This is a genomic window from Mesorhizobium sp. CA15, from assembly GCF_020165215.1.
GTDB lineage: Bacteria > Pseudomonadota > Alphaproteobacteria > Rhizobiales > Rhizobiaceae > Mesorhizobium.
Map to the genome: position 1 here is coordinate 1 of NZ_JAIUHQ010000018.1, position 26,764 is coordinate 26,764.

Consider the following 26,764-nt stretch of genomic DNA (forward strand, 5'->3'; position numbering starts at 1 on the left):
TCGGGGGAGAGGTGGCTCGGCGAAGCCGAGACGGAGTGGGGGTCGACCAGCGCTACATAAGACAATGCATGCGCCAAGCACCAATCAAACGGCCGGTAGCGAAAACAACCGGCCGCCGGCCGGCACGACGTCATCGATGCCGGCAAGCCGCAGGCAGTGCCAGGCCATGGCGTGGTTGGAGGAGGTGACGGGAATGCCGATGCGCCGCTCCAGCTCGGCGACCGCTTCCGCCACGCGCAGGCTGGTGCAGGAGATGAAGATCGCGTCCACCCCCGGCACGGTGGCCATGGTCTCGGCCGCCGCCTCGATCGAGGCAAGCGAGATGCGAGCCGCCTCGCGGTCGTCGCGCCGGTCGAAAGTGGCGACGGCTGATATGTCGAGGCCGCGGCCGGTGAAATAGCGGACCAGGCCCTGGTTGATCTCGGGTGCATAAGGGGTCAGCAGGCCGATGCCCCTGGCGCCGAGCGCCTTGACGGCGGCCAAAGCGCCGGTGACCGGCGTGGTGCAGGCGACGCCCGGCCGCGCCTTGCGGATCTCGGCGAAGACGGCTTCCTCGCCGAGCGTCATGGTGGCCGAGGTGCAGCCGAAGCCTACGACGTCGAGCGGGATGCTGGGCAGGATCAGATCGACGGTCGGCGTGATGCGCGGGCCGATGGCGCGCAAAGTATCGGGCGTAATGTCGTTGTCGTTGAACAGGCGCGCCTCGTAGAAGGCGACGCCCGGAATGCGGATCAGGGCGCGGAACTCATGCTCCAGCGTCTGGTCGGTGGCGAGGATCGCCAGGCCGATCGCCGCGCGCGAGGCGAGGCCGCCGTCGATCTCCGACGGAAGGACGCCCAGGTCGACTGGCTTGGGGTCGACCGGTCCTGGCGATTGCGGGCGGGTAGCGGCCGCGCTGACAGACATGGCATTCCCTTTCCTGCTCGATCCCCTCCGGGATCATGCTCTCAGTTCAAAATTCCGTCCATCGAGATCGCCGGCTTGCGGCCGGCGATCAGGTCGGCGGTAATGCGGGCCGAGCCATGCGACATGGTCCAGCCGATATGGCCGTGCCCGGTGTTGAGATAGAAATTGCTGAGGCGGCGCCGGCCGAATTCGGGCAGATTGTTGGGCGTCATCGGCCGCAGGCCCGCCCACATCTCGGCGCGGTCGTAGTCGGCGCCTTCGGGATAGAGTTCCTCGGTCGCCCCTTTCATGAAGGCGAAATCGGCCGGTTTATGGCTGGTGTCGTAACCGGCGAACTCGGCCGTAGCGGTGACGCGCAGCCGGTCGCCGAAGCGCGATACGGCGACCAGGTTGTGCTCGTCGATCGCGGCGATGGTGGGCGGCCGCGGCTGGTTGCCGATCGGAATGGTTAGCGAATAGCCCTTGATCGGATAGATCGGCAGGCTGATGCCGACGGTGCTCGCGACCAGCGGGCTGTAAGAGCCGAGCGCCAGCACATAGGCATCGCCCTTGACGCTTCCCTTCTCGGTCAGCACCTGAGCGACATCGTCGCCGGACGTCTCGATGCCGGTGATGGTCGTGCCGGTGCGGATCTCGCCGCCGCGCGCGACCACTTTTGCCGCCAGCGCGCGGGTGAATTTCGCCGGATCGCCGGTCTCGTCGGTCGGACAATGGATGCCGCCGGCGATTTTTTCCTTGGCGGAAGCCAGCGCCGGATCGAGGGCGACGATGGCGTCGCGGTCGAGCACCTTGATCAGCTGGCCGTCGGATTCCAGCAGCTTCATATGCTCGACGCCTTTGTCGAGCGCCTGCTGGCTGCGATAGAAATAGAGGATGCCGCGATCGTTGCGGTCATAGTCTATCGCCTCGTCGGCGACGACCTCGTGCAGCACGGATTGCGAATAGACGGCCAGCCGATGCTTGAGCAGCGTGTTGCGCCTGGCCTTCCCGGCCGTGCATTCCATCAGGAACAGCCATGACCAGCTGTAGAGCCGCGGATCGGCCGAAAGCTTGAAGCGCAGCGCCTGGTCTTTCAGCAACAGTGATTTCAACAGGATCATCGGCGCCCTGGGCGAGGACCAGACGAAGGAATGCCCCGGCGCGATCATGCCGGCATTGCCCCAGCTGGTTTCGGCGGCGACTTCGGCGCGCCGCTCGAGGATGACGACCTCGTGCCCGTCCCTCTGCAACTGATAGGCCGTGGTGACACCGACCACGCCGCCACCCAACACGATCACGCGCATGGCGCCTCCGGAGATCGCAAGTTGGGACAGTTTAGAGGGTGGATGGCGGCGCGCAATGGCACACATACCGAGAGGTCAGCGGGACAGCGCCCCTCGTAGTCAGGGCGATGCAAGTGGCGCTTCGTCATTCTAGGGCGGAGCAAGGAGCGAAGCGACGCGCGCAGACCCTAGAATCCATGCCGTGACATTGGCCATAGAATGCAACGGTCCAGAATAGCGGTGGTAATGGCGCCAGCTAAGATCGCCACATGACAGGCTACGTCTACATGACCGCAAGCCAGAAAGGCGGCACGATCTATATCGGCGTCACCAACGACCTTGCTCGCCAGATGCCTGAGCATAAGTCCGGCCAAGGCTCCGGCTTTACCAGCCGCTACGGCGTGCAGCGTCTGGTCTGGTACGAAGAATATTTCGACATCACCGATGCCATTCAGCGTGAGACGTCATTGAAGCGGTGGCCACCGGCAATGGAAGATTGAACTGATCGAGAAGACCAATCCGGAATGGTTCGAGCTGTTTCGCGGGATTGGCTGGTGAACCGTTCTGCACCGTGGCGGCTCTCAACCGTCACGGCATGGATTCTACGGTCTTCGCGCGTCGCTTCGCTCCTTGCTCCGCCCTAGAATGACGAAGGACAAGGGCTGGCAGGCCATAGGGGGCGCGAAGGATTACCACGATGACGTGGTATCTACGAGTTCTCAGGTCTGCAACGCCTGCTCCAGATCCGCGATCAGATCGTCCCCATCCTCGATCCCACACGACAGCCGCACCAGCGAATCCGAGATGCCGATCGCACCGCGCTTTTCGGCCGGGATCGAGCCATGCGTCATCAGCGCCGGGTGCTCGATCAGGCTTTCGACGCCGCCGAGGCTTTCGGCCAGCGTGAAGAGCTGGGTGCGTTCGAGGAAGCGTTTCGTTCCCGCCAGGTCGCGGTCGAGGTCGACGGAGATCATGCCGCCGAAGGCGTGCATCTGCTGGACGGCGATGGAATGCTGCGGGTGGCTGGCGAGGCCGGGATAGATGACCCGGCGGACGTCTTTTCGCGTTTCCAGCCATTGCGCTATTTTCAGGCCGTTGGCCGAATGACGCTCCATCCTGAGCGCCAGGGTTTTTATGCCGCGCAGCGCCAGAAAACTGTCGAACGGGCCGGAGATGGCGCCGATGGCGTTCTGCAGAAATTTCAGCTGGGCGGCGAGGTCCTTGTTGTCGCCGACGACCGCCACGCCGCCGACCATGTCGGAATGGCCGTTGAGATATTTCGTCGTCGAGTGCACGACGATGTCGATGCCGAGCTCCAGCGGGCGCTGGATATAGGGGCTGCAAAAGGTGTTGTCGGCGACGGTGAGCAGCCCCTTGCGCCTGGCAAGCGCGGCGACGCCTTCGAGATCGACGATGCGCAGCAGCGGGTTGGTCGGCGTTTCGACCCAGAGCAGTTTAGTCTCCGGCCGGATCGCCGCCTCGACCGCGGCGAGGTCGGTGAAGTCGGCGAAGCTCACCTGCAGCCCGGCGGAGCGCTTGCGCACCCGCTCCATCAAGCGGAACGAGCCGCCATAGATGTCATCGGTGGCGACGATATGGGCGCTGGAATCGAGCAGCTCGAGCACCGTGCCGATCGCCGCCAGGCCGGAAGCGAAGGCGAAAGCCGCCGAGCCGCTTTCGAGGTCGGCCACGGCGCGCTCGAAGGCAAAACGCGTCGGGTTCTGGCTGCGGGCGTACTCAAAGCCCTTGTGCACGCCGGGCGACTGCTGGCCGTAGGTGGAGGTGGCATAGATCGGCACCATCACGGCGCCGGTCAGCGGATCGTGGCTCTGGCCGCCATGGATGGCGCGGGTGGAAAAGGCCAGGCGGTTCTTGCCGTTTGAAGTCATTTGGCGCGGCGCCTCAGATGGTTGATCAGGTCGATACGGGTTATCAGGCCGATGAACTCTTCGCCATCGAAGACAATGGCGACCTCGTTGCGGTCGAAGACAGGCAGCAGCGCGTCCAGCGTCTGATTGGCCTGCAGCGTGTGCAGGTTCGACGTCATGGCCGTGCGCACCGGCGCGTTGAAACGGTCCCAGCGGCCGTCATAGGGTCCATCGACCTTGGCTAAAATATCGCTCTCGTCGACGATGCCGACCAGCCTGCCTTCGTCCAGCACCGGCAGCTGCGAAACGTCGGAGCGGCGCATGCGGCCATAGGCGTTGAGCAGGCTTTCCTCCGGGCCAACGGTCACAATGTCGCCGGTGCGCGGCGAGCGCATGACCAAGTCGCGCAAATCGCCATGCTGTTCCTGGTCGGCAAGGCCCTGCTCGGCCAGCCAGATATCGTCGAAGACCTTTGACAGATATTTGTTGCCGCTGTCGCAGACCAAGGTCACGACGCGCTTCGGCACCGTCTGCTCGCGGCAATAGCGAAGCGCCGCCGACAGCAGCGTGCCCGAGGACGAGCCGGCCAGGATGCCTTCCCTCGACAACAGATCGCGCACCGCCAGCATGCTCTGCTTGTCGGGAATGGAATAGGCCTTTTTCACCAGCGACAGATCGGCATTGGGCGGCACGAAATCCTCGCCGATGCCTTCAACGGTCCAGCTGCCGGCCTCCACCATCTTGCCGGTCTTGATCAGCGGCGCCAGCACCGAGCCGACCGGATCGGCGAGCACCATCTCGGTCTTGGGCGAATGTTTCGCGAAAAAGCGGCCGAGGCCGGTGAGCGTGCCGCCGGAGCCGACGCCGACCACCGCGGCGTCGACATCACCTTCGAGCTGCGAAAATATCTCCGGCCCGGTCGTCGTCTCATGCGCGAGTGGGTTCGCCGGGTTGGCAAACTGGTTGGCATAGAAGGCGCCGGGGGTCTCGGCGGCGATCTTCTCGGCCATGTCCTGGTAGTATTCGGGATGGCCCTTGCCGACATCGGATCGCGTCATGCGCACCTCGGCGCCCAAAGCGCGCAGATGCTGGATCTTCTCGCGCGACATCTTGTCGGGCACGACGAGGACGATGCGGTAGCCTTTCGGGATGCCGACCTGGGCGAGGCCGAGGCCGGTGTTGCCGGCGGTGGCCTCGACGATGGTTCCGCCGCGCTTCAGCCGCCCCTCCTTCTCCGCCGCCGCGATCATCGAGAGCGCGATGCGGTCCTTGATCGAGCCGCCCGGATTCTGGCTTTCGAGCTTGATGAACAGGCGGCACTTGCCGGTGTCGAATTTGGTCAGCTCCACGATCGGCGTCTGGCCGATCAGGTCGAGCACCGAAGCGTAGGGCGGACGCAATCTCGACAGGTTGATGTGCGCGCCCTTCGGCGCCGCTTTTGTCTGCTCGCTCATCTTCATTGCTCCATAGAAGCAGTTCGAGGCGGATGTCGGCAATCTCGCGCGGGAAGCCGCGGGAATCCATTCCGGTTTTGCGGATCGCGCGCCCTGTCTTTTCCAGCCCTTTTCATCAGGAAAGAAGATAGATCGTGCCAATCCGGCGGCGAGTGGAGGAATGGAATTCTAGCGGGTTGCTTCGCAGTCTCTCATTGTTGAAGCCAGCGCGAGGCACCCCCCTCTGTCCTGCCGGACATCTCCCCCGCAAGGGGGAGATTGACAGTTCCGTCGCCGGCGCTTCCCCTTCGACGTTGGCGATTGGCGAAAGCGGGGATGAAGTCCGATCTCCTCCCTTGCGGGGGAGATGCCCGGCAGGGCAGAGAGGGGTGCTGTCCCGCCAGCATGTCAGAATTCCTGTTGCCAGCGAGAAGCCATGCTATCCCAACAACTGCTTGCTCAGCTTCGCGCATTGCACGCGGATATCCGGAATGGCGTCGATCTCGAAGAAGGTGCCGCGCGTCAGCGGTCCGACGGCGAGCAGCTTCGAGGACACCGTGCCGTCGGCCGCGATCAGCTCGCATTTCGCCGTGACATCGAGGCCGAGGCGCAGCGGATCGGGACGCGCCAGCCCGCGCTCGACCAGCGAACGCACGACACCGTTCGACGTCCGCGATATGTCGCGGGCGATGCCCATGCAATCATAGAGGCGGGCGACGTCCAGGGTCTCGACGTCCTGCGTGCCGCGCGGCTGGATTTTCACCACGAAGCCGCCGTTCGGTTCTATGGCCACCACCCTGCCGGCGACGAGACGGATGCGGCCTGAGGCGACCGCATCGGTGACGCGCGCATAGACTTCCGGCGCCATGCGGTGGCGGTGGATATCCCACCAGGCCTTGGTGTGCTCGACGAAGCGGCGCTTGGCCGAGGACGGCCAATTCTGCCAGATCGTCTGGTTGAAGGGTCTGAGACCATCGACGACGTCGCGCCAGTCGCCGCCGGCTTTCTGGGTCTCGCGGATCAGGTTGCGGAACCAGCCGACGAAATAGGAAAGCTGGGTGCCGAGCGGAATATCGGCGATATCGAGCTTGATCGGATTGCCTTTGCGGTGCGGCGACGGCAGCAGGCCGCGCCGCGACACCGCGACGATCGAACCGCGATGGCCGCGCTGCTCCAGCGACAGGAAAGCGTCGATCATGCTCAGGCCGGTGCCGAGCAGCAGCACCTGGGCTTCAGGATCGAGCGCGGTGTCGGCCTCCGTCCCCATGCGGACGGCATGACCTTGGAAGGCGCCGGGCTGCTCGTCGTGACCAGTGGCCAGGACGGCGAGATGCGCCACGACGCTGGTGCCGTTGGCGAGTACGACTTCGACGCCCGACGAGGTCGGCGCGATCGACAGGCTCTCCTCGCGGATCAACCGCAGACGACCGGTGTCGCGCTCGCGCTCCTCGAGGCCCTCGAGCACATCCTGCAGATAGCGGGCGTAGAGGCTGCGCGGCGCGTAGAACGGTCCCTGGTCCGGCCTGGCGAGGCCGCGTTCCAGCACCCAGCGCGCGAAATGGGTCGGGTCGTCGGCGTAAGCGCTCATGCCGGAGGCGTTGACGTTGAGCACATGCGCCGAAAGCAGCGTCGAATAGGCCATGCCCTGGCCGAAATGCGGTCGCTTCTCGATCAGCGTGACGCGCAGGTCCGGATTGGGCGACTTCAACAGGTGCGCGGCCAGCACGACGCCGCTCGCGCCGCCGCCGACAATGATGATGGAATTGCCGCGTCCAACCATGACTGCTACCCGAAACGGGACTCGAGCGATCAGCGCTGGGCGAGCGCCGCGGACGGCCTCAGCCGCAAGCCACGAACGATCGCCGGAACGGTTTTTTGAAGGTCGCGCATCGTTCTCTCACTCCCAATGTTGATAAGATTACTATACTAACCGTGCCGAGCACGAAATCGCAGTCCCAATGCCACCCCCTTTGAAGCATGGATTTGCCGAGAAGGGACGACAGGCGGATTTTTCGTTCGCTGGGGTGTTTTGTGGGAGGGCGGCGGCCATCTTCCTTCGTCATTCTGGGGCGGAGCGACGCGCGCAACGATGCTGCGTGCCGGCGAATGCGACCGCCTGACCGCCAACCGTCTCCGCCCCGACCGGCAAGGTCATATGCGCGAGCGGGTCGCCCAGCGCAGGCCGACCACGCCGACCAGCATGGTGACGAGGCCGATATAGAGCCATTGCGTCTGCCCGGTCATGAAACTGCCCTTGACGAGACCGAGGCCTTGCAGCGACCACAGCGCACCCAGCCCCAGCACAATCAGCGCCAGCACAAACCTGATCAATCGCATCGGCTGGACCCTCTCCGGAAGTCGATCCTGAACGGCAATGGGGACGCAACAAAAGACGTCGAGGAACCTAAGCAGTTCCGTCCCTCAGTACTTCAAATCTTGTGGGCCGATCTTGCCCCGAATGTCCCGTATGCCGGCCCGATATTCAGTGAGAATACGCGTTAATGGGGCTGTGAATATCATGACAAACTGTTTCGCGGCGACTCCAAACGTGTGCTGTCGCCATGGAACCGCCAGATCAATGCCGCATTTCCCGCCTCATTCGGCACATATCGGCGGGGCATATCTCTAACGGAGCCATCCCCAAAGCATGAAGAAAACCAACCAGACTGCGCTTGTCGCGGTAACGATCGCGGCTGGCCTGATGGCCGGCGCCTCATCCGCCTCCTCCGCCGCCGCGCAGTGCGGCCGCGCTTCTTGGTATGCGCTGCATTCCAGAACCGCCTCAGGGGAGCGCATGAACCCCTCGGCACTGACTGCAGCCCATCGCTCCTTGCCCTTCGGCACCAAGCTTCGGGTCACCAACAAGAACAACGGCCGCAGCGTCGTCGTGCGCATCAACGATCGCGGTCCGTTCGTGAAGGGACGTATGCTCGATCTCTCCCGCGGCGCCGCCGGCCAGCTGGGCTTCATCGGTTCGGGCCATACCGCCGTCTGTATGGCGCGCGTCTGAGCCGCCTTTTTTGATGCATGTCGTCATCCAAAGCGCTGCCCACTTCAGGGCGATATGCATTGGTCGTGTCCGGCATGAGGGGCCGGACACATATCCTTCACATTTCGGCAGCGCACATTGAGCCGGCTCGCCCGCTTAGGTCCGGTTTTCAACAGGTTGAACGAAAGATGCATTCGTCAGACAAAATGACGTATTGCATCGCAACAATATCTTGCTAACCTCGCCGGGAGACATTCAAGGCTCGGCGCAGTTCGTCGTCCTTTTGGTCGTCGGACGGCAGCGGGGTTCGCGATGTTCTACCAGCTCTACGAAATGAACCATGCGGCGCTGCAGCCGGCCCGCTTCTATGCCGACGCGGTGCGGCTCTTCTACTCCAACCCACTCAATCCGGTTTCCCACACCCCCTTCGGCCGCTCGGTCGCGGCGACCGCGGAGCTCTTCGAGCGGACCACCCGTCGCTACGGCAAGCCGCAGTTCGGCCTGGAAAAGGCCGTGGTCGACTGGAAAAGCGTCGGCGTCACCGAAAAGACGGTATGGTCGAAGCCGTTCTGCGACCTGATCCGCTTCGAGCGCGCGCTGCCCGCCGGCCGCAAGCCCGACCCGAAGCTTTTGATCGTGGCGCCGATGTCGGGCCATTACGCGACACTGCTGCGCGGCACGGTCGAGGCGATGCTGCCCCATGCCGACGTGCACATCACCGACTGGGTCGATGCCCGCATGGTGCCGGCGGCGCTAGGAAGCTTCGATCTCGACGACTATGTCGACTACATCATCGAGATGTTCCACGCGCTCGGCCCCGACACGCATGTGATGGCCGTATGCCAGCCCTCCGTGCCGGTGCTGGCGGCGGTGGCGCTGATGGAAAAGCGCGGCGATCCCTTCGTGCCCTCCACCATGACGCTGATGGGCGGACCGGTCGACACGCGCCGCAACCCGACCGCGGTCAATCTTCTGGCCAAGGAAAAGGGCATCGACTGGTTCCGCGATAATGTCATCATGCCGGCGCCATGGCCGGTGCCGGGCTTCGGGCGTCCGGTCTATCCGGGCTTCCTGCAGCTCTCGGGCTTCATGAGCATGAACCTCGACCGCCACATCATCGCGCACAAGGACTTCTTCATGCACCTTGTGAAGCATGACGGCGACAGCGCCGAAAAGCACCGCGACTTCTACGACGAATATCTGGCGGTGATGGACCTGACGGCGGAATTCTACCTGCAGACGGTCGACACCGTGTTCGTGCGCCACGCTCTGCCGAAGGGCGAGATGACGCATCGCGGCGAGGCGGTCGATCCGAAGGCGATCCGCAACGTCGCGCTGCTGACCATCGAGGGCGAGAACGACGATATTTCCGGCCTCGGCCAGACCCAGGCCGCGCATGATTTGTGCGTCAACATCCCGGCCGACAGGCAGGCGCACTACATGCAGCCGGCCGTCGGCCATTACGGCGTCTTCAACGGCTCGCGCTTCCGCTCCGAGATCGTGCCGCGCATCGTCGACTTCATTTCCAGCTATGGCCGCCAGCACCGCGTGGCGGCGAAGCCTAAACTGGTCCGTTCCGCCAAAAGCTGAACTCCGGAGCACATCATCAGCCTTGCCGCCACCTGGCGGCCAGCGGTGTTGCACCTGCGCTTCTGTTGCGAAAGTGCCGCTACCGGATCGCGCAGGTAACCATGCCGCTAAACTGACCGTCGTCTCCAATTGACACGGACTGTAAATCGCCCTTAACGTTTCGTTAATAAAGAACAGGGCGGGGGCAATGACTTCCTCAGCGATGACGCGGATTCTGCGCTTGTGCGCAGCCGCAGGACTGGCGATCTCTGCGCATTGGGCGGTGCCGGCCTGGGCGGCTGGCGCGATGGCCACCGGCGGCCTGACCTCGCAACCGATCGGCCACTATGATTTCTGCAAGTCGCATCCGAGCGAATGCAACATCCGCCCGGTCACTCTCGGGCCGGCCACGATGACGGACGGGCTGTGGCGCAGGCTGGTCAGCGTCAGCGCCAAGGTCAACGCCGCCGTCAAGCCGTTGAGCGATCTCGATCACTACGGCAAGGACGAAGTCTGGGCCTATCCGGACGACGGCTATGGCGACTGCGAGGACTATGTGCTGGAAAAGCGCCGCCAGCTCTACCGCCTGGGCATGTCGCTGGCCGACCTTTTGATCACCGTCGTGCGCAAGCCGGACGGCGAAGGCCATTCGGTGCTGACGGTGCGCACCGACAAGGGCGACTATGTGCTCGACAACCTGACCGACAAGGTCAAAGCCTGGGACGCGACCGGCTACCGCTTCCTCAAGCGGCAGGCGATCGACAACACCGGGCGCTGGGTCTCGATCCGCGACGGCCAGCCTGTGCTTGTGGGCTCGGTGCAGTAGGCCTCGAACACCCTGCTTTCTTCGCGAGGCGCTCTACCCCCTCCGCTGTGGGTGCACCGAGCGGCGCATGCCAGGCTGGTTTCGACGGCCGGCGAAAAGGCTCTGTGGCTGGCGGTGGGTTGAGCGGGGCGCTTCTGGTGCCAACCTTGGAGATTGGCCGAAACCCACGTGACGTCGTCATACTCGGGCTTGACCCGAGTATCCATGCCGTGACCCTTGCTGCAGAGTGCAACGGTGCAGAATTCTGTAACCGTTGGAACGCCTTGGCGTAACGGCATGGATTCCAGGGTCTGCGCGCGTCGCTCCGCTCCTTGCTCCGCCCTGGAATGACGACCGAGCAGTCGTAGCCGCACATCGCAACGGGCGATGACAACAAAAGCCCGGCCGATAGCCTTGCCGAATATTTTCACGCAACTCCATGAACCTTTTGCGTCCGGCCGGCGACACACAGCCGTGGACGACAAACCCAACCATGGAGAATTTCAATGACTGCTTTCCTGCGAAACACCTTGCTTGCCGCCATCGCGGTGTCGGCCTTGACCGGATCGGCCCTGGCGGACGAGACCACCAAAAGCTGTGCCAAGACCAATCTCAACGATCTGTGGAGCGGCCGTTGCTGCGGCGTCGACTCCTCGGCTTGTCTGGGCGGTGGTAACGGCGGCCGCGATCACAACAACAATGGCGGACGCGGTAGCACGAACGGCGCCGGCAAGCAGTGATTTCAGGAATAAGGGCTGTCCGCGGCCCAGCACACGGAAGCCGTGGCCCTCGCTGAACGTCACCGCGGTGCAGAACGATCTCTGTTCTGCGCCGCCTTGTCCTTCGCGGGAGGTCACGGAATGGATCCTCAGGCCTGCGCGTCCGCTTCGCCCGTGGATGACGAAGTTCGGGCGGCTTCGGCTAGCCGCCCCGTTTCATCAGGGCAAGCTATCCGCGCAGCGCAGCGCGGACAGCCGCCGTGATTTTCCTCAGCTCCGCCTCATCCAACTTCTCGATGCTCTCGGCCAAAAGGTTGGCCAGCTCGGTTGCCGCAGGCGACAGGCCGGATGTATCGATCCTGACCCTCGGATGCGAGCTTTCGGCGAGGCGGGCAAGATCCTCGGCGTCGTCCCAGATGATGTTGAAATAGCCGATGATCTTCTGGATCAGTGTCCAGGTCGGCGCGCCGCGGCGGCCGTGCTCGAGCGCCGAAAGATAGGCGGCGCTGACGCCGATGGCCTTGGCCATCGCCTTCTGGCTGACGCCGCGCTCGGCGCGCAGCGTCCTGAGCTTCTCGCCGAACGGGGTCATGTCGGCTGGCTCATTCGCGAATCCTCATGACCGTATCCGCCGCAGCCGCACATAGAGCGCGCCCGAGCCGCCATGATTGCGGGCAGCATGATCGTGGCTGGACACCAGATGCCGGAAAGCGGGCGTCGACAGCCAGGCCGGCACGGCGCGGCGCAATATGCCGTCGCCGCCCGAGGACGAACCCTTTCCGGTGATGATCAGCACGTAACGGATGCCGCCGGCATGCGCGCGGTTGAGGAAGGTGAGCAGCAGCGAATAGGCCTCGTCCTGCGTCATGCCGTGCAGGTCGACGCGGCCTTCGATCGGCAGCCGGCCTTTTTTCAGCTTGTGCAACGTCTGGTCGTCGAGCGAATGCGCCACATGCGGCGCCTTCGGCTTGGCGGCCACGGCCGCAACGCCATTGGCGGCAGGCCGGGGCGTCTCAGGCTTGGGCTCGACGATGTCGGGGATCTCGACGGCCGTTTTGCCCTTCAGCGGCCGGGCAGAGCGCGCCACCAGGTTCCACAGGATGCGGTCGTCGTCGCTGAGATGGTCGTCGCGGCGGCTCACCGGGTCGCTCCATGCAGAAGCGCACGCGGCAGCAGCGCATGGAAATCGGCCGCGTTGCGGACCACGCCGGCGATCTCGCCGGCAGCGTCGCCCCAGCCGGCGAAGAGATCGCCGCGCGCCGCACCGGTGATAGCCGAGCCGGTGTCCTGCGCGATCATCAGCCGCCGGAACGGTTTTTCATCGAAGGCGGTAAGGGTCGGCGCATCGATATAGAAGGGCGTGCCGAATGTGTGCAGCAGGCGGTCGACCGCGACCGAGCGGCCCGGCGTCAGCGGCACCTTGGCGGCGGCGATCGGGCCGAGCGAAGCATCGTCGACCGCGGCTTCGCGAAAGAAAATGTAGGAGCGGTTCCGCCACAGGATCTCGTCGACCCGGTCGGGATGTGCCTTGAACCAGGCTCGGATCGATTGCATCGTTACCTTTGCCAGCGGAATCTCGCCGAGATCGCTCAAGATCTTGCCTGGGCCGGTGAAGCGCTGGCCGGACTTGGCGGCATAGGTGACGCGGGCGAGCCTGCCGTCGGTCATCTTCAGACGTGCCGCGCCCTGCACATGGATGAAAAACGCATCGACCTTCTCGGCGAGCCAGGCGATTTCGAGATTTCGGCCGGCGAGCGCGCCGCGCTCGATTTCGCCGCGGTCGAAATATTCGACGGGAGCATCATCCGTCCGGCGGGCGAAGGCCAGATAGGCATCCATGCCGGCTGGCCGGTTGCCGTCGTCGATGTCGATCAGGTCGGCGGGGCGCGTCAGCAGCGGCACGGTGAACCGCTCGGTCCTGACCGGCGAGGCTTCGACCTCGGGCTCGTAGAAGCCGGTGACGAGACCCGCGCCGTTTTCGGCCTTGACCAGCATCGGCACGAAATGCCGTTCGAAGAAGGATCGCGCCTCGGACCTGCTCGGCGCCGAAACGGCACGCGCCTCGGCATAGGCATCGGCAAAAGCATTGAAATCGACGCCGAGCGATCCGGTGCGGTAAGATTTTATCGGCGTGTGGAAGGCCGAGCGGCGAAACGCGGCGAAGGCCGCAGCATGGTCATCTTCGCCCCAGCCCGGAAGGTCGCTGAAGGATTTTATGCCGAATGCGGAAGAGAGCGGCACGACTGGGGCCCCGCCGCTTGATCTCAATCTTCTTCTTCGGTGGCGACAAGCTTCCAATTCGGGTCGCGCGAGCGGGTGTCGCGGGCGAAGGTCCAGACATCCTTGACCTCGGCCACCGTTTCAGGGTCGCCGTCGATGACCGCGCCGGCCTTGTCGCGGGTCGCCGAGATCAGCTCGGAGACGACGCGCAGCGTGATATGCGCTTCCGAGCCCTTCATTTCGGCGGCGACGATGTCGGCCTTGTCGATGCCGACGAAGGAGGATTGGATCTTCTCCGATTTGGCCTCGCGGTCGCCGATCGCGGCGACGAAACCATCATAGACTTCGCGCGACAAAAGGTTCTTCAGCGTCTTACGGTCGCCGTCGGCATAGGCCATGACGATCATCTCATAGGCCATCTTGGCGCCGTCGACGAAGGTCTTGGGATCGAAGGACGGATCATTGTCCTTGATCGTGCGCAGGCCCCTGTTGAGGTCGGTATCCGGCTTGGCGAAGGCGTCGATCGCGGCATAGGTCTCGGGCGCAGGTTCGCCCGGCATGCGCTTGCGCGGCAGCGACACGACATTTTCAGGCTTCTGCGCCGCATCGGCCTCGCGCGTGCGGCTCGCCGAATAGGGATCGAAGGGCGGGCGCTCGTTTCCGGTGCGACGTCCAAGCACGTTGCGCAGCTGGAAAAAGATCACAACCGCCGCAATCAAAAAGAAAATCGTGCCGAAGTCGAAGAAACCCATAATTTCCGCCAACTCGATCCCTGTTCTTGCCGCACCGGCGTAAACCCCTCGGGGATCGCGGTCGCATAGCGTTCAACACCCAAAGCATATAGAACGGCAGGCGCTATCATTCAAATCAAAGGCAGCCATACCTATCTAAAGGCGCCAAGGCCAGCGGCGATTGTCCGCGAGCGCCGCAAAAGAAGAAAGCGATCGGTCGACACTTTGCGCATTTCCTTCATCCCGTTGTTCCTGCTGTTGCTGCCGCTGCTGGAGATCGCCGGCTTCGTCGTCGTCGGCCGCGAAATCGGCGCTTTGGCGACGGTCGGGCTGGTCATCCTGTCCAGCGTCGCCGGCAGCCTGCTGCTTCGGCATCAGGGTTTCGGCGTCATGGCGCGGGTGCGGACGGAAATGGACGCCGGGCGCGACCCCAGCCGCCAGCTCGCGTATGGGGCGATGATCGTGCTGGCGGCGATCCTTCTGATCATTCCGGGCTTCATCACCGACATCTTCGCCATTCTTCTCTTGTTGCCGCCAGTGCGCGACTTCGCCTGGCGCCTGCTCAAGAACCGCATCGTCATGGCGACCAGCTTCGGCCGCGGCTTTTCGGCCCGCCGGCGCGACAACGTCATCGACCTCGACGACAGCGACTATTCGCGCGACGATTATCCGAACCGGCCGGATCACAATTCGCCCTGGCGGCGGCTGAAGAACGATTAAGGGCCAAAACGCCTACCGGTTCGTCCTTGGGCGGAGCGGGAAGCGAGCGTACCGCGCAGCCCACAGGATCCAGTGACTTCGAGTGTTGCCGCGGTGCAAAATTCTGCTCCGCCGCATTGCACGGCTCAGGTCACGGAACGGATTCCAGGGTCTCCGCGACGCCGCTTCGCGGCTGCTCCGCCCTGGAATGACGAGGTTGAGAGGCTTCGGCCAATACCTGGCGTTCGCGCTGTCCTGTTCCTTCCGCCGATGAGGGCGGCAAAACTTGTTTTGTCCGGCCGAGCATGGTAGCGAACCCGCGATTTCAATCCGGTCAGCAATGCTGCCCAGGCAAAAGGACTTAAAGGCTCATGGCCAGCAACGATGACGCCGCGACCGGCGCCGCCAACGGCAACGGCACCCAAAACCAGCCCTCGCTCAATGTGCTTGCGCAATATGTGAAGGACCTCTCCTTCGAAAGCCCCGGCGCACCGAATTCGCTGCGCGGCCGCGACAAGGCTCCGGGCATCGCAATCAATGTCAATGTCAACGCCAACCCACTCTCGGACAAGCAGTTCGACGTCAATTTGACGCTGAACGCCAAGGCCTCCTTCGACCAGGAAGTGCTGTTCAATGTGGAGCTGGTCTATGGCGGCGTCTTCGCCATCAGCGGCTTCCCGCAGGAGCACATGCTGCCGCTGCTGTTCATCGAATGCCCGCGGCTTCTGTTCCCCTTCGCCCGCCAGATCGTCGCCGACGCCACCCGCAATGGCGGCTTCCCGCCGCTGATGCTCGATCCGATCGATTTCGCGCAGATGTTCCAGCAGCGCATCGCCGAGGACCAGGCTGCGGCTGGCAAGGTCCAGGTGAGCTGAGGCTAACCGGCGCGACACCCTATCGAAAGCCCGGCTTCGCGCCGGGCTTTTTTCGCTGCTTGCTCCGCCCTGGAATGAGACCGGGAACATGGCCATGGCCAATCTCGAAGGTTGACGGCTGATCGCTGGGCCTGATCAACAAAAACCCCGGACAAAACGATGCCGGGGTTTTTTCGTCTTAGCAGTTCAGGAGCCGTCTATTCCGCTGGCGATGGTTTCTTGCGGAAAATCGATGCCAGATTGTCCCACAACTCGATCTTGGCGCCCTGGCGCTTCATGATCACGCCCTGCTGCAGGATCGACAGCGTGTTGTTCCAGGCCCAGTAGATGACGAGGCCGGCCGGGAAGCTGCCCATCATGAAGGTGAAGATCACCGGCATCCAGGTGAAGATCGCCGCCTGCGTCGGGTCCGGCGGCGCCGGGTTCATGCGCATCTGCAGGAACATGGTGATGCCCATGACCACCGCCCAGGCGCCCATATGCGGGAGGAAGGCGGGAGCCGCGAACGGCAACAGGCCGAACAGGTTGAAGATCGAGGTCGGATCCGGCGCCGCGAGGTCGTGGATCCAGCCGAAGAACGGCGCGTGCCGCATCTCGATGGTGATGTAGAGCACCTTGTAGAGCGAGAAGAAGACCGGGATCTGCAGCGCCACCGGCCAGCAGCCGGCCAGAGGATTGATCTTCTCGGTCTTGTAGAGCTCCATCATCGCCTGCTGCTGCTTCATCTTGTCGTCCGCGTATTTCTCGCGGATCTCGACCATCTTCGGCTGCACCTTCTTCATGTTCGCCATCGAGGCATAGGACTTATTGGCGAGCGGGAAGAAGATGGCCTTGACGACGACGGTGGTGGCGAGGATCGCCAGCCCGAAATTGCCGAAGAATTTGTAGAGCGTGTCGATGAGCCAGAACATCGGCTTGGTGATGAAATAGAACCAGCCCCAGTCGATCAAAAGGTCGAACTGGCGGATCTGCCGGTCCTTGGCATAGGCATTGATGGTCGAGACTTCCTTGGCGCCGGCGAAGATTTCGGATTCGACCGTCGTCGACTGGCCGGGCGCGACGCTGATCGCGTCGGACAGGTAGTCGGACTGGTAGCTGTGGCTGTGCGGCCCGTCCTTGAACTCGAAATAGGAGAATTTCGGCTGGAAGGGCTGCTTCTCCGTCGGGATGAGCGTCACGGCCCAGTATTTGTCGGTTATGCCGAGCCAGCCGTTGGTCGACTTGCTGGGCGTGTATTCCTTGTCCTTCTCGATCTTGGCGTATTTGTATTCCTGCAGCCCCTCGCTGCCGGTCACGCCGATCAGGCCCTCATGCAGCACATAGGTGCTGGCGACGGCCGGCTTGTCGAAACGGGTGACGCGCCCGTAATTGTACAGCGAGACGGCGGCCGTTCCCGAATTCTGCACCGTGTCGGAAACGGTGAACATGTATTCGTTGTCGATCGAGATGGTGCGCTTGAACGTCAGGCCCTTGTCGTTGGTGAAGGTCAGCGTCACCGGCGTCGAGGGCGTCAGCGTCGGATTGCCGTCGACGCTCCACACCGTATCCGCGCCGGGCACAGTGCCGGTGGTGTCGTTGCCGACGAAGCCTATCTCGGCGAAATAGCCATTGGGCAGCGATGAGGGGTTGAGCAGCTCGATCTCGGGCGAGTTCTTGTCGACCGTCTCGGTGTAGTGCTTGAGCCTCAGGTCGTCGAGGCGCGCGCCGGCCAGATTGATCGAACCCTCGAGGCTGGGCGTGTCGATCTTGACGCGCTTGGTGGCGGCAATCGCCTGGTCGCGGCTGGCCGCGGTCACGCTATCGCTGCCGGGCGCGCTGGGGATGGCGCCGGCGGTCGGGGCCGGCGTTCCGGTCGCGCTTGGATTGGTGCCCTGCGCTTCCTTCTTTTGCGCCTCGGCGCGCTGTTGCTCGATGCGGGCCTGCTCGCGCTGCTGCTCCATGCGCGGGTTCATGTAGAACACCTGCCAGAGCGTCAGGATCAGCACCGACAGCGCGATGGTGATGAAGAAATTGCGGTTGTTTTCCATCGAAGCCCTTGGCCTATCGTGTTCCGCGCAGCCGGCGGGAGAGCTCGGCCTTCAACTGGCCGAACGGAATGGCAAGCACGTCTTCACGCCCGACGATGACATAGTCATTGCCGGGCGCCATGTCATCGGCGGCATGAACGCGCACGGCTTCCCTCAGCCGCCGCCGGACGCGGTTGCGCACCACGGCGTTGCCGACCTTCTTGGTGACTGTGTAGCCGACGCGCGGCGCAAGGTCATCGCCGCGGTCGAGAACTTCAACGAGAAAAAGCCGACCGCGGCGTTTCTCGCCGCCGCGCACAGCCAAGAAATCCGCGCGTTTCAGAAGCCGCCCGGGAGTTTTCCCCTGTGGCTTGCCGGGTGCGGGCAACGATCTCGTCTTTCGTTCAGGCGCTGAGCCGCTTGCGGCCGCGGTTGCGACGGGCGGCAACGACGCCACGGCCACCCTTGGTGGCCATGCGGGCACGGAAACCATGCCGGCGCTTACGGACGAGCTTGGACGGTTGGTAGGTACGCTTCATTTGTTTTAATACCGCGGGGTGCGGCCCTTCTTGATTCTGTCACTGTGTAACAGGAGCTTTGCCGGGCCGGCCTAGGCGCGATCGAAACCGCGCCGGGACGAATGGCCCGAGCGTGAGCGGGCTTATAGAAAGAAGGTCTTTGGAAGTCAATCCGCCCCGCCGCGAGGCATTTTTCGCCGAGCCGACGATGAAATTGGCAAAAAAGCCGCAAATCGCATAATCTTGGCCGATCAAGCCTTTGTGAATGCGCGTCAATGACGAGTGAAACTCTGCCCACGAACGAGAAGGCACAGCCGGCGGCGGCGAATTCGTCGCGCCGGGTGCCGTTGTCGCGCGGTCTGTCGACCAAGCTGCTTTTACTCACCATCGCCTTCGTGCTGCTGGCTGAAATCCTGATCTTCCTGCCCTGGATCGCCAGCTACCGGGTCAACTGGCTGAAGGAGCGCCTGAGCACAGCCGCCGCGGTGTCGATCGTGCTGTTGCAGGGCGAGCCCAACTCGCTGTCCCACAACGCCCAGAACGATGTGCTGATGGCGATCGGCGCCAAGGCGATCGCGGTGCGTGACGGTGGCGTCTCACGGCTTCTGGTGGTCGCCGACATGCCGCCACAGGTCGACGCGCACATCGATATAGCCAATGTCGGCCTGATCAACGGCATGACCGGCGCGCTCGACACGCTGTTCTTCGGCGGCAAGCGCATGCTGCGCGTCTTCGGCCCGGTCGGCGACAGCGACAAGGAATTCGAGCTGATCATGCCGGACTACCGTTTGCGCGACGCCATGCTGAGATACTCGCGCAACGTCGCCGTCGTCTCGCTGCTCATCTCGCTGTTCACCGCCATGCTGGTCTATGCGGCGATCGACCTGATCATGATCGGGCCGATTCGCACCATGACGCGCTCGATCCTGGCCTTCTCCGAGGCGCCCGACGATCCCGGCCGCGTCATCCGCCCCGCCGACCGCGCCGACGAGATCGGGGTCGCCGAACGCGAGCTGTCGCAGATGCAGGACCGGCTGCAGAAGATGCTGTCGGAGCAGAAGCATCTCGCGGATCTCGGCCTGGCCGTCTCCAAGATCAACCACGACATGCGCAACATCCTGGCGTCCGCGCAGCTGATGTCGGATCGCCTGCGCCAGGTGAAGGACCCGACCGTGCAGGCCTTCGCGCCGAAGCTTCTGCGCGCCCTCGACCGCGCCGTCTCCTACTCCGAAGGTGTGCTTCACTATGGCCGTACGCAGGAGCCGGCGCCGTCGCGCCGCCGCGTGCGGCTGCGCCAGTTGGTCGACGACGTGCACGGCCTGCTCGACATCGAGGACGGCATCGAGTTCATCAACGCCATCGAGCATGCCTTCGAGGTCGATGCCGATTCCGACCAGCTGTTCCGGGTGCTCACCAATCTCTGCCGCAACTCCGTGCAGGCGATGGCAGCCGACACCGAAAGCGCGGTGGTGCGCCGGCTGGCGGTCGCGGCCGAGCGCCAGGGCAGCGTCAGCCGCATCACCGTCACCGACACCGGACCCGGCCTGCCGCCCAAGGCGCGCGAGAACCTGTTCGCCGCCTTCCGCGGCTCGGCGCGCAGCGGCGGCACCGGGCTTGGCCTAGCGATCGCGCACGAGCTGATCCGCGCTCATGGCGGCACGGTCGAGCTGGTCGAATCGATCGGCGGCCGCACCGTCTTCGCCGTCACCATTCCCGATCAGCCGGTGCGGCTCGATCAGGCGCGCAACGGCCTGCGCCGCCCGGCTTGAGGTATGCCGATATTCAGGTGAGGCCGGCCTGCAAATGGCGGCTTCCTGCGCTTCCGGTGCTCACGTACTTTAAGTACGCTCCGCTCCGGTTCTCAGAAACCACCATTTTCGACTCGGCCTGACCTGAATCTCGATACACCTCAGGCACGGCAAAACCACCTGCGACAAAACTTTTGCCGGATCGGCTTGCTTTTCGCAAATTCAGTCGTTAGGGAACACTCCACATCGCGGCCGGCCTTCTCGACCGGATCGCGGGGCCTGTTTCATGCACGGCCTGTTGCGCGCCCGTAGCTCAGCTGGATAGAGCACCAGACTACGAATCTGGGGGTCAGGAGTTCGAATCTCTTCGGGCGCGCCAACAATTTCAGATGTTTAGCTGAATCCCACCGTTTTCAAATGGCCGTTTTGAAACGGCTTTGCATCGTCGGATGGATTTGCGCGGTTGGGAGAACTGCAGCAAAGGATCGGGCGATCATCCGGCCCGAAACGTGTTGCGTTTATGTATGCGGCAGAACCAATTGCAAAATAAAATCAGTCGGCCTAATCTGAACCGATTGCACAATGCAATTAGATTTGTGATGCCGTGTGAGGAACAGACAATGGCCAAGCTCGTGTTCGGAATGAACCAGTCGCTGGACGGCTACGTCGATCACACGGCCTTCGGGCCGAGCCCCGCGCTTTTCCGCCACTTCATCGAGGAGGCCGAGCGTCAGGCGGGCAGCATCTACGGTCGCCGCATGTATGAGATCATGCGCTACTGGGACGACGAGCATCCTGAATGGGATGCCGAGCGACTTGCCTACGCGGCGGCGTGGCGGAACCAGCCGAAATGGGTCGTCTCGCGCTCGTTGAAGTCCGTCGGGCCCAATGCCAGTCTTGTCGAGGATGATCTCGAAGGCGCTATCCGCAAGCTGAAAGCCGAGCGCGCCGGCGAGATCGAAGTCGCCGGCCCGGATTTGGCGCGAAGCCTCACTGAACTGGGCCTGATCGATGAGTATCGGATCTACCTGCACCCCGTGGTGCTTGGTCACGGCAAGCCGTATTTCGCCGGGCCCCGGCCGCCGCTGCGCCTGATGGCTCATGATCGGATCGGCGAGGATGTGATCAGGTTGAGCTACGTTCCTGCCTGATCTCGCGACGTCCTCTCGTGCCGCACCAGACTGCTTATCCGAGCTTCGCAGTCCGAATCTTCGGGCGCCATTCCTGTTCAACGCCCACTCTGAATGATCAGGGCAGGGCTCAGCGCGCCTATGCCGGGTAAGCCAGCGCCAGGATTCTGGGCTCGATGGTGACGCGCACGGTCAACCGATTGCCGGATGAAGTGACCGCCTCGCCCGAGGCGAGATCGACGGCGATGTCCTCAAAGCCCAGCACGCGGCCGTCGAGCGGAAACGAGGCCTTGTAGACCGCCTCCTTGATCGCAAACAGAATGCGGCTGCCTATACCGGAATCAAGATCGCCCAGACGGTCCTGCGGCGTTGCCACCATGCCTTGGAGGTCGTGCGGCAGGGGCAGGGCAGGCTCGATGTCGACGCCCACGCTTCTCATCGCGTCGGATCGCGCGGCGACCGCCACGGCAAGTTCGTCGTCATGCGCGATTGAACCGACGATACCTGCAGGCCAGATCGGGTTTCCCAATTGGCTCCGCAAGACGGCGAGATCCGCACAGCTCAGGCTCCGCAGCAATTCATGCGCGACCTGACGGCCTGCTCCGGTGGCGGCGCGCGCCCTTTGTTCGCGCGTGGCGATGGAAGCGCCTTCCGCCGGCAGGAGGTATTGTTCGTCGCCGGCACGAATAAGACGGCAGCCGGTGACGAGGCCGGGCTGCGCGAGGCCGGCCAGCGCCTGCTCGACGGCGCTCTCGATGTCCGGTCGCGCGTCGTCCGGCCGTGTGATCACTTGCTGCTCAATTCGAGCACGGCAATCATCTCGCCATCCTCGTCCAGTTCCGTCTCGACGAAACCGAAGCCGGCATAGAGCCGGCGCGCCGCCTCGTTGTCCGGTTCGTAGCAGATCGAGACGCGGCGTATGTGGCCGAGTTGCGCGATCTCCTCCAGCACCCGGGCAACCGCGGCACGGCCAAGGCCCTTGCCTTGTTCGCGGCGGTCGATCATGAAACGATAGATGATCGCCTCGTCATCGTCCTCCGGAGCGCTGTACATCAGGAATCCGACGACGCGCCCGGCCGCAACTACAGCGCGGGCGATGGCCTCGTCATCCTCCCCGGCCTCTTCCAGCGAGTCGACATTTGAAGCGACGAAGCCTTGCTGCTCGGGCGTCAGCTCGAGCGCCAGGATCGCCGCCCGGTTATCTTCGCCGACGGGACGCAGGACAACCGGGCGGTCGCCTGTCCGCGCGTCGGCGGCACGCTTCACTGTTTCTGCCCGATCTTGATCGCGCTCGCGTCGATCGGCGTCACCACGCCATAGAGCTTCGCCGGGTTGCCGCGCCACACGGTGTTGGGCTCCAGCACTTCGCCCTTCATGACGAAGCAATCGAGGTCCGCCACGGATCCCTCGCCCATTGCCACGGCGTAGTGGACGAAGGCGGCGGGGGCGAGCGTGCAGCCATTGCCGATGCGGATGTAGTCGGACTTGAACGCGCCTTCCTCCAGCGAATGCGCCTGGATGACGCAGCCCTCGTTGAGCGTCGCGTCGTCGCCGATCTCCACCAGCGACCGCTCGGTGATGATGCTTCCCCCGTCATAGACGCGCCGCCCGACCTTAACGCCCACCAGACGCAGGAGCAGCGGCCTGAACGGTGTGCCGGTGAACAGGCCCATGATCGGCGAATCGGACAGTTTCCAATGGCGTTCGTGCCGCCAGAAGACCGGGTCGTAGATCGTCGCCATCCTGGGCTTCAGCCGGCGGAAACCGAGGCTGACGCGTTCCAGGAAGACATAGAACGGAATGCCGATCGCCGTGGTCAGCACCACCGCCACGAACAGCGCCGTCTGCTCCCATTCGTTGTAGTAGTTGAGCGCCCTGTCCCAGATGGCGAGCGTCAGGAACAGGATCAGCCACTGCGCGGCCAAGAACAGCAGCGCGGTGACCAAATTGTGGAGGTTCTTCAGCGGCAGCCGGCGGCGGCGCTCCTCGTCGGAGATCAAGCCGAGCAGTTCCTTGTCGCGATTGACCATGCGCGGGATTTCAAAGGGCGGCGACCCCAGCAGCCCGACATTCTCGCGCACGGGACCATCGACCGGTACATGCACCTTGGTTCCGAGCAGGCAATTGTCGCCGGTGCGGGAATCCGGCGAATAGATGATGTTGTTGCCGAAGAAGTTGCGCTCGCCGACCCGCGTATGCTCGAGGCGGAAGGAGTTGGCGGACTTCTGCATGTTGACCATGAACAGGCCGTCGGAGACCATGGTTTCCGAGCCGATCTCGCTGAGCTGCGGGTTTTCATGCCGCTGGTTGGTGCCAAAATTCGACCCGGTCTGGTTCACCTTGTTCAGCCGCCAGCCGATGGCGCGCAAATAGTAGACTACTGCCGAGCTGTCGCCGAACAGCACATTCAGCAGCCGCACGTTGCTGACCAGCTCCAGCATCGATTGCAGCCAGTAGTGAAAGCCGTAGAGCGAATAGTCTCGGCCGGGCTTCAGCATGAGGTTGAACAGCCGCGGCACGATGGCCGCCAGCAATACGCCGCCGATGATGAAGCCCGCCAGCGTCACCGTGGTGCCGATCGCCACGATGCCGATGGTCTCCTGATAGTCGTCGCCGACATTCTCCCAGTAGGTGTGGAACAGAAGCGGGAACGGCGTGACGATGGCGAAGAGGATGAAGAGCTGGATCGCCTCGTAGATGATCCGGCGCGCTCGCGACAGCGGCACGTTGGGAACCGTGCAATAGTCCGCCTCGGTCGGAATCGCCGGCGATCCGTGCCAGCGCTCGCCGGCAGGGATCGCCTGTCCGCGATGCAGCGACGAAGCGTGGCCAAGCTGGGCGCCGTCGCCGATGCGGGTGTCGATGTCCAATGTTGAGCCGACGCCGACGAAAGCGTTGTGGCCGATGTCGAGCGGGCCGGTGTGGATGTAGCCCGCCTGGGCGCGGAAGCCCAGGATCATGGAATCCTTGCGCAGGATCGAATTGTCGCCGATGCTGATCAGGTCGGTGCAGACCGGAACGGACCGGCACTCGATAACGGTGCGGTTGCCGAGCCGGGCGCCGAGCAGGCGCAAATAGAGGCTGTATAGCGGGCTGCCGCGGAACAGCACCACCGGCGCGCTGCGAACCAGCGCCTTGACGACCCAGAAGCGATAATAACGCCAGCCCCAGATCGGGAACGTCTCGGCCTTCCAGCGGCCGACCAGCAGCCATTTGGCGATGATGGCAAAACCGCTGAGCCCGAAGAAGACGCTGGCGGACAACAGAACGCAGCGCAGATAGAGCTGCACCGGGTCGTCCAGCGCGTCATAGACCCAGTTGAGCCCGTCATTGATCGCCCAGAGCGAGCCATAGCTGTAGAGCGCGTAGAACATGAGCTGCCCAAAGCCCGTGCTCCAATAGGCAAGGCTGGAAGCCCGATGCGTCAGCATCGGCTCGCTCGTCGCAACCGCGGCCATCTGCGGCGCGCGCAGGTGCTCGGCGAGCTTCGCGACCGTGGGATGCAGGTAGACGTCGCGCATCGAGGTCGTCGACCAGGCCTTGCGGGAGCGGATGCGCGCGCAGAACCTCGCCATCAACAGCGAGTTCGCGCCGAGGTCGTCGAAGAAGTGGTCTTCGATGGAGATGTCCTCGAATTTCAGCACATCCTGCAGCGTGTCGACCAGAAACCTCTCGTCCTCGTTGCGCGGGTCGATCATCGCATGGCCGGCCGCGACGCGCGCGCTGGTCGGCTTTGGCAGCTTTCTCAGGTCGACCTTGTTGGAGACGGTCATCGGGATCGCGGGCAGCTGCTCCAGATAGGCCGGAACCATGTAGTCGGGCAGCCGCTGCTTGAGTTCCCGCACGAGCGTGGTGCGATCCACACTGTCGCCTCCGCTCCTTGGGGCGTAATAGGCGACCAGTTCCGTGCGCTCGGGCTCGATCTCCCACGTCGTGACCGCCGCCTGCGCGATGCCCGGCTGTTCCAGCAGCACGGCCTCGATCTCGCCCAGCTCGATGCGGTAGCCGCGGATTTTCACCTGCGTGTCGATGCGGCCGTGGTACTCGATCTCGCCCTTGCCGTTGATGCGGCCGAGATCGCCCGTCCGGTAGATGCGGCCGCTGGGATTGTTCGGCAGGCCGATGAAATCCTTGATGAATCGCTGCTCGGTGAGTTCCGGCCGGTTGAGATAGCCTACCGCCACGCCCATGCCGCCGATGCAGATCTCGCCCAGCTGGTCGCCGGTCAGCACCTTCGGCTTTTCGGGGTCGAGAATGGCTATCGAATAGGTGGGCAGCGGCCTGCCGATGGTCACCGGTTCGTCCGGCGTCAGCAAACCCATGGTGGCAGTGACCGTCGCCTCGGTCGGGCCATAGGTGTTCAGGATCTGGCGGCCGGGCTTCGCCCAGCGCACCACGAGCTTTTGCGAGCAGGCTTCGCCGCCGACCAGGATCGTGCGCAGGCTGGGCGCGTCGCTCTCGATCGACGACAAAAGCGTCGGACTGGAGGCCATGCAGGTGATGTGATGCTCGCGCAGGAAGCTGGCCAGCTCTTCGCCCACGAGGGGCTGTTGGCCGGGCGCCGGCACGACCGTGGCACCGGCGGCAAAGGGCACCCAGATCTCCTCGGAGGAGAAGTCGAAGGCGATGGTCATGCCCTGGTACACGCGGTCGCCCGGCTGGTAACCGTAGGATGCCGCGGCAACGCGGATGAAGTTGCAGAAACTCCGATGCGTGATGACCACGCCTTTCGGCTTGCCCGTGGTGCCGGACGTGTAGAGAATGTAGCAGGTCTGGTCGTGGCTGCCCTCCGGCAGGGGCGCCGTTTCTGGCTTGAGAGCGATTTCGGATTCCGCCGAGTCGATCGAGATATGCGGAACCGGCAGGCGCGCCACGCGCGCGGCGTAACCGGAGACGCTGATCACCATCGTGACATTGGCGTCCTCGATGATCATCACCATGCGATCTTCGGGGAACGCGGTGGCCAAAGGGACGAAGGCCGCCCCGGCCTTCATCACGGCAAGGATAGCGATATAGGTTTCAGCGGAGCGGTCCAGCAAAAGGCCTACCCTGTCGCCCGGCTTCACGCCACGCTCGATCAGCAGATGCGCGAACTGATTGGCACGGCTGTTCAGCTCGCGATATGACCAGGGCCGGCCGCCGGAAATCACCGCCGGTGCTGCGTCGAAGCGGCTCGCCAGATCGCCGAAGAAGCGGTCAAGCCTCTCGTGCGGCTCGCCCTTATGTATGAAATCAGGGCCGATCAGGATCTGATCGCGCGGTGGCGATTCCGTCACTGGTTTGGCT

The 26,764-nt window shown here is 63.7% G+C and carries 24 protein-coding genes, 1 tRNA gene and 1 pseudogene; 10 read left to right on the top strand and 16 right to left on the bottom strand.

Going from position 1 to position 26,764, the window contains the following annotated elements; translation table 11 throughout:
* Positions 1-84: 84 nt before the first annotated feature.
* Both LB515_RS23430 and LB515_RS23435 read right to left on the bottom strand, forming a co-directional pair.
* Positions 85-906, bottom strand: coding sequence for an aspartate/glutamate racemase family protein (locus LB515_RS23430; protein WP_224709112.1), 822 nt, complete (start codon positions 904-906; stop codon positions 85-87).
* Positions 907-947: 41 nt separating this feature from the next.
* Entirely contained in the window at positions 948-2,189 is a 1,242-nt protein-coding gene (locus LB515_RS23435) for a D-amino acid dehydrogenase (protein ID WP_224709113.1), read from the bottom strand.
* Between the two features lie 248 nt (positions 2,190-2,437).
* On the opposite strand from LB515_RS23435, the pseudogene LB515_RS23440 reads away from it, so the two are divergent.
* Positions 2,438-2,726, top strand: a pseudogene (locus tag LB515_RS23440) (GIY-YIG nuclease family protein).
* A 161-nt stretch (positions 2,727-2,887) separates the two neighbouring features.
* Here LB515_RS23440 and LB515_RS23445 read toward each other — a convergent pair.
* From LB515_RS23445 to LB515_RS23460, 4 genes are all read right to left on the bottom strand, one after another.
* Positions 2,888-4,057 (bottom strand): trans-sulfuration enzyme family protein, encoded by a 1,170-nt coding sequence (locus tag LB515_RS23445; protein WP_224709114.1) that lies wholly within the window; start codon positions 4,055-4,057, stop codon positions 2,888-2,890.
* Positions 4,054-5,490: a pyridoxal-phosphate dependent enzyme gene (locus LB515_RS23450; protein ID WP_224709115.1), complete on the bottom strand. Its 1,437-nt coding sequence runs from the start codon at positions 5,488-5,490 to the stop codon at positions 4,054-4,056. The genes LB515_RS23445 and LB515_RS23450 overlap by 4 nt, the downstream gene beginning before the upstream one ends.
* Positions 5,491-5,908: 418 nt before the next feature.
* A complete protein-coding gene (locus LB515_RS23455; RefSeq protein ID WP_224709116.1) occupies positions 5,909-7,249 on the bottom strand; it encodes an FAD/NAD(P)-binding protein in 1,341 nt (446 codons plus the stop codon).
* Positions 7,250-7,620: 371 nt separating this feature from the next.
* Positions 7,621-7,806 (bottom strand): hypothetical protein, encoded by a 186-nt coding sequence (locus tag LB515_RS23460; protein ID WP_140542964.1) that lies wholly within the window; start codon positions 7,804-7,806, stop codon positions 7,621-7,623.
* A gap of 310 nt (positions 7,807-8,116) precedes the next feature.
* On the opposite strand from LB515_RS23460, the gene LB515_RS23465 reads away from it, so the two are divergent.
* From LB515_RS23465 to LB515_RS23480, 4 genes are all read left to right on the top strand, one after another.
* Positions 8,117-8,479 carry a septal ring lytic transglycosylase RlpA family protein gene (locus LB515_RS23465; RefSeq protein ID WP_095767965.1) on the top strand — a complete coding sequence of 121 codons (363 nt, stop codon included), beginning with the start codon at positions 8,117-8,119 and terminating at the stop codon, positions 8,477-8,479.
* A gap of 291 nt (positions 8,480-8,770) precedes the next feature.
* Positions 8,771-10,048 carry a polyhydroxyalkanoate depolymerase gene (locus tag LB515_RS23470; RefSeq protein WP_224607188.1) on the top strand — a complete coding sequence of 426 codons (1,278 nt, stop codon included), beginning with the start codon at positions 8,771-8,773 and terminating at the stop codon, positions 10,046-10,048.
* Positions 10,049-10,235: 187 nt separating this feature from the next.
* Positions 10,236-10,853, top strand: coding sequence for a transglutaminase-like cysteine peptidase (locus LB515_RS23475; RefSeq protein ID WP_224526059.1), 618 nt, complete (start codon positions 10,236-10,238; stop codon positions 10,851-10,853).
* 485 nt (positions 10,854-11,338) lie between these two features.
* On the top strand, positions 11,339-11,572 hold the full coding sequence (locus LB515_RS23480; RefSeq protein WP_095767962.1) for a hypothetical protein: 234 nt from the start codon (positions 11,339-11,341) through the stop codon (positions 11,570-11,572).
* A gap of 208 nt (positions 11,573-11,780) precedes the next feature.
* On the opposite strand, the gene LB515_RS23485 is transcribed toward LB515_RS23480, so the two are convergent.
* From LB515_RS23485 to LB515_RS23500, 4 genes are read right to left on the bottom strand one after another with little or no spacing between them, the layout of a single operon-like run.
* Positions 11,781-12,143 carry a helix-turn-helix domain-containing protein gene (locus LB515_RS23485; protein WP_224633791.1) on the bottom strand — a complete coding sequence of 121 codons (363 nt, stop codon included), beginning with the start codon at positions 12,141-12,143 and terminating at the stop codon, positions 11,781-11,783.
* A 24-nt stretch (positions 12,144-12,167) separates the two neighbouring features.
* Positions 12,168-12,692 (bottom strand): Smr/MutS family protein, encoded by a 525-nt coding sequence (locus tag LB515_RS23490; RefSeq protein ID WP_140847517.1) that lies wholly within the window; start codon positions 12,690-12,692, stop codon positions 12,168-12,170.
* Positions 12,689-13,792 (bottom strand): murein transglycosylase A, encoded by a 1,104-nt coding sequence (locus LB515_RS23495; RefSeq protein WP_224709117.1) that lies wholly within the window; start codon positions 13,790-13,792, stop codon positions 12,689-12,691. The genes LB515_RS23490 and LB515_RS23495 overlap by 4 nt, the downstream gene beginning before the upstream one ends.
* A 23-nt stretch (positions 13,793-13,815) precedes the next feature.
* The gene (locus LB515_RS23500; protein WP_224709118.1) at positions 13,816-14,523 is read right to left on the bottom strand and encodes a Tim44/TimA family putative adaptor protein; all 708 of its coding nucleotides are present in this window, start codon (positions 14,521-14,523) and stop codon (positions 13,816-13,818) included.
* Positions 14,524-14,727: 204 nt separating this feature from the next.
* On the opposite strand from LB515_RS23500, the gene LB515_RS23505 reads away from it, so the two are divergent.
* Both LB515_RS23505 and secB read left to right on the top strand, forming a co-directional pair.
* A complete protein-coding gene (locus LB515_RS23505; RefSeq protein ID WP_224709119.1) occupies positions 14,728-15,222 on the top strand; it encodes an FxsA family protein in 495 nt (164 codons plus the stop codon).
* A 350-nt stretch (positions 15,223-15,572) separates the two neighbouring features.
* The gene (gene secB / locus LB515_RS23510; protein ID WP_095767956.1) at positions 15,573-16,076 is read left to right on the top strand and encodes a protein-export chaperone SecB; all 504 of its coding nucleotides are present in this window, start codon (positions 15,573-15,575) and stop codon (positions 16,074-16,076) included.
* Positions 16,077-16,273: 197 nt separating this feature from the next.
* Here secB and yidC read toward each other — a convergent pair whose 3' ends face one another.
* From yidC to rpmH, 3 genes are read right to left on the bottom strand one after another with little or no spacing between them, the layout of a single operon-like run.
* The gene (yidC, locus tag LB515_RS23515) at positions 16,274-18,103 is read right to left on the bottom strand and encodes a membrane protein insertase YidC (protein ID WP_224709120.1); all 1,830 of its coding nucleotides are present in this window, start codon (positions 18,101-18,103) and stop codon (positions 16,274-16,276) included.
* Positions 18,104-18,116: 13 nt separating this feature from the next.
* The gene (rnpA, locus tag LB515_RS23520) at positions 18,117-18,470 is read right to left on the bottom strand and encodes a ribonuclease P protein component (protein ID WP_095767954.1); all 354 of its coding nucleotides are present in this window, start codon (positions 18,468-18,470) and stop codon (positions 18,117-18,119) included.
* A gap of 16 nt (positions 18,471-18,486) precedes the next feature.
* Positions 18,487-18,621, bottom strand: a complete 135-nt coding sequence (gene rpmH / locus LB515_RS23525; RefSeq protein ID WP_008833937.1) for a 50S ribosomal protein L34 — start codon at positions 18,619-18,621, stop codon at positions 18,487-18,489.
* Between the two features lie 254 nt (positions 18,622-18,875).
* Between rpmH and LB515_RS23530 the strand changes: the two genes are divergently transcribed.
* The 3 genes from LB515_RS23530 (at position 18,876) to LB515_RS23540 (ending at position 21,499) form a co-directional block, all read left to right on the top strand.
* Positions 18,876-20,369 (top strand): sensor histidine kinase, encoded by a 1,494-nt coding sequence (locus tag LB515_RS23530; protein ID WP_224709121.1) that lies wholly within the window; start codon positions 18,876-18,878, stop codon positions 20,367-20,369.
* Between the two features lie 281 nt (positions 20,370-20,650).
* Positions 20,651-20,727: transfer RNA gene (locus tag LB515_RS23535), tRNA-Arg, on the top strand.
* A gap of 241 nt (positions 20,728-20,968) precedes the next feature.
* Complete coding sequence (locus LB515_RS23540) at positions 20,969-21,499, top strand: dihydrofolate reductase family protein (RefSeq protein ID WP_224709122.1); 531 nt, start codon at positions 20,969-20,971, stop codon at positions 21,497-21,499.
* Between the two features lie 118 nt (positions 21,500-21,617).
* Here LB515_RS23540 and LB515_RS23545 read toward each other — a convergent pair whose 3' ends face one another.
* The 3 genes from LB515_RS23545 to LB515_RS23555 are packed head-to-tail and all read right to left on the bottom strand — an operon-like array spanning position 21,618 to position 26,754.
* Positions 21,618-22,268: a 4'-phosphopantetheinyl transferase gene (locus tag LB515_RS23545; RefSeq protein WP_224709123.1), complete on the bottom strand. Its 651-nt coding sequence runs from the start codon at positions 22,266-22,268 to the stop codon at positions 21,618-21,620.
* Positions 22,265-22,744 carry a GNAT family N-acetyltransferase gene (locus LB515_RS23550; protein WP_224607201.1) on the bottom strand — a complete coding sequence of 160 codons (480 nt, stop codon included), beginning with the start codon at positions 22,742-22,744 and terminating at the stop codon, positions 22,265-22,267. The genes LB515_RS23545 and LB515_RS23550 overlap by 4 nt, the downstream gene beginning before the upstream one ends.
* Entirely contained in the window at positions 22,741-26,754 is a 4,014-nt protein-coding gene (locus tag LB515_RS23555) for a Pls/PosA family non-ribosomal peptide synthetase (RefSeq protein ID WP_224709124.1), read from the bottom strand. Before LB515_RS23555 ends, LB515_RS23550 begins: the two co-directional genes overlap by 4 nt.
* Positions 26,755-26,764: the final 10 nt, after the last annotated feature.

Bases quoted from the DNA above. Each gene is read 5' to 3' on its own strand.
- LB515_RS23430 (WP_224709112.1), bottom strand. From the start codon at position 906: ATGTCTGTCAGCGCGGCCGCTACCCGCCCGCAATCGCCAGGACCGGTC.
- LB515_RS23435 (WP_224709113.1), bottom strand. From the start codon at position 2,189: ATGCGCGTGATCGTGTTGGGTGGCGGCGTGGTCGGTGTCACCACGGCC.
- LB515_RS23445 (WP_224709114.1), bottom strand. From the start codon at position 4,057: ATGACTTCAAACGGCAAGAACCGCCTGGCCTTTTCCACCCGCGCCATC.
- LB515_RS23450 (WP_224709115.1), bottom strand. From the start codon at position 5,490: ATGAGCGAGCAGACAAAAGCGGCGCCGAAGGGCGCGCACATCAACCTG.
- LB515_RS23455 (WP_224709116.1), bottom strand. From the start codon at position 7,249: ATGGTTGGACGCGGCAATTCCATCATCATTGTCGGCGGCGGCGCGAGC.
- LB515_RS23460 (WP_140542964.1), bottom strand. From the start codon at position 7,806: ATGCGATTGATCAGGTTTGTGCTGGCGCTGATTGTGCTGGGGCTGGGT.
- LB515_RS23465 (WP_095767965.1), top strand. From the start codon at position 8,117: ATGAAGAAAACCAACCAGACTGCGCTTGTCGCGGTAACGATCGCGGCT.
- LB515_RS23470 (WP_224607188.1), top strand. From the start codon at position 8,771: ATGTTCTACCAGCTCTACGAAATGAACCATGCGGCGCTGCAGCCGGCC.
- LB515_RS23475 (WP_224526059.1), top strand. From the start codon at position 10,236: ATGACTTCCTCAGCGATGACGCGGATTCTGCGCTTGTGCGCAGCCGCA.
- LB515_RS23480 (WP_095767962.1), top strand. From the start codon at position 11,339: ATGACTGCTTTCCTGCGAAACACCTTGCTTGCCGCCATCGCGGTGTCG.
- LB515_RS23485 (WP_224633791.1), bottom strand. From the start codon at position 12,143: ATGACCCCGTTCGGCGAGAAGCTCAGGACGCTGCGCGCCGAGCGCGGC.
- LB515_RS23500 (WP_224709118.1), bottom strand. From the start codon at position 14,523: ATGGGTTTCTTCGACTTCGGCACGATTTTCTTTTTGATTGCGGCGGTT.
- secB (WP_095767956.1), top strand. From the start codon at position 15,573: ATGGCCAGCAACGATGACGCCGCGACCGGCGCCGCCAACGGCAACGGC.
- yidC (WP_224709120.1), bottom strand. From the start codon at position 18,103: ATGGAAAACAACCGCAATTTCTTCATCACCATCGCGCTGTCGGTGCTG.
- rpmH (WP_008833937.1), bottom strand. From the start codon at position 18,621: ATGAAGCGTACCTACCAACCGTCCAAGCTCGTCCGTAAGCGCCGGCAT.
- LB515_RS23530 (WP_224709121.1), top strand. From the start codon at position 18,876: ATGACGAGTGAAACTCTGCCCACGAACGAGAAGGCACAGCCGGCGGCG.
- LB515_RS23540 (WP_224709122.1), top strand. From the start codon at position 20,969: ATGGCCAAGCTCGTGTTCGGAATGAACCAGTCGCTGGACGGCTACGTC.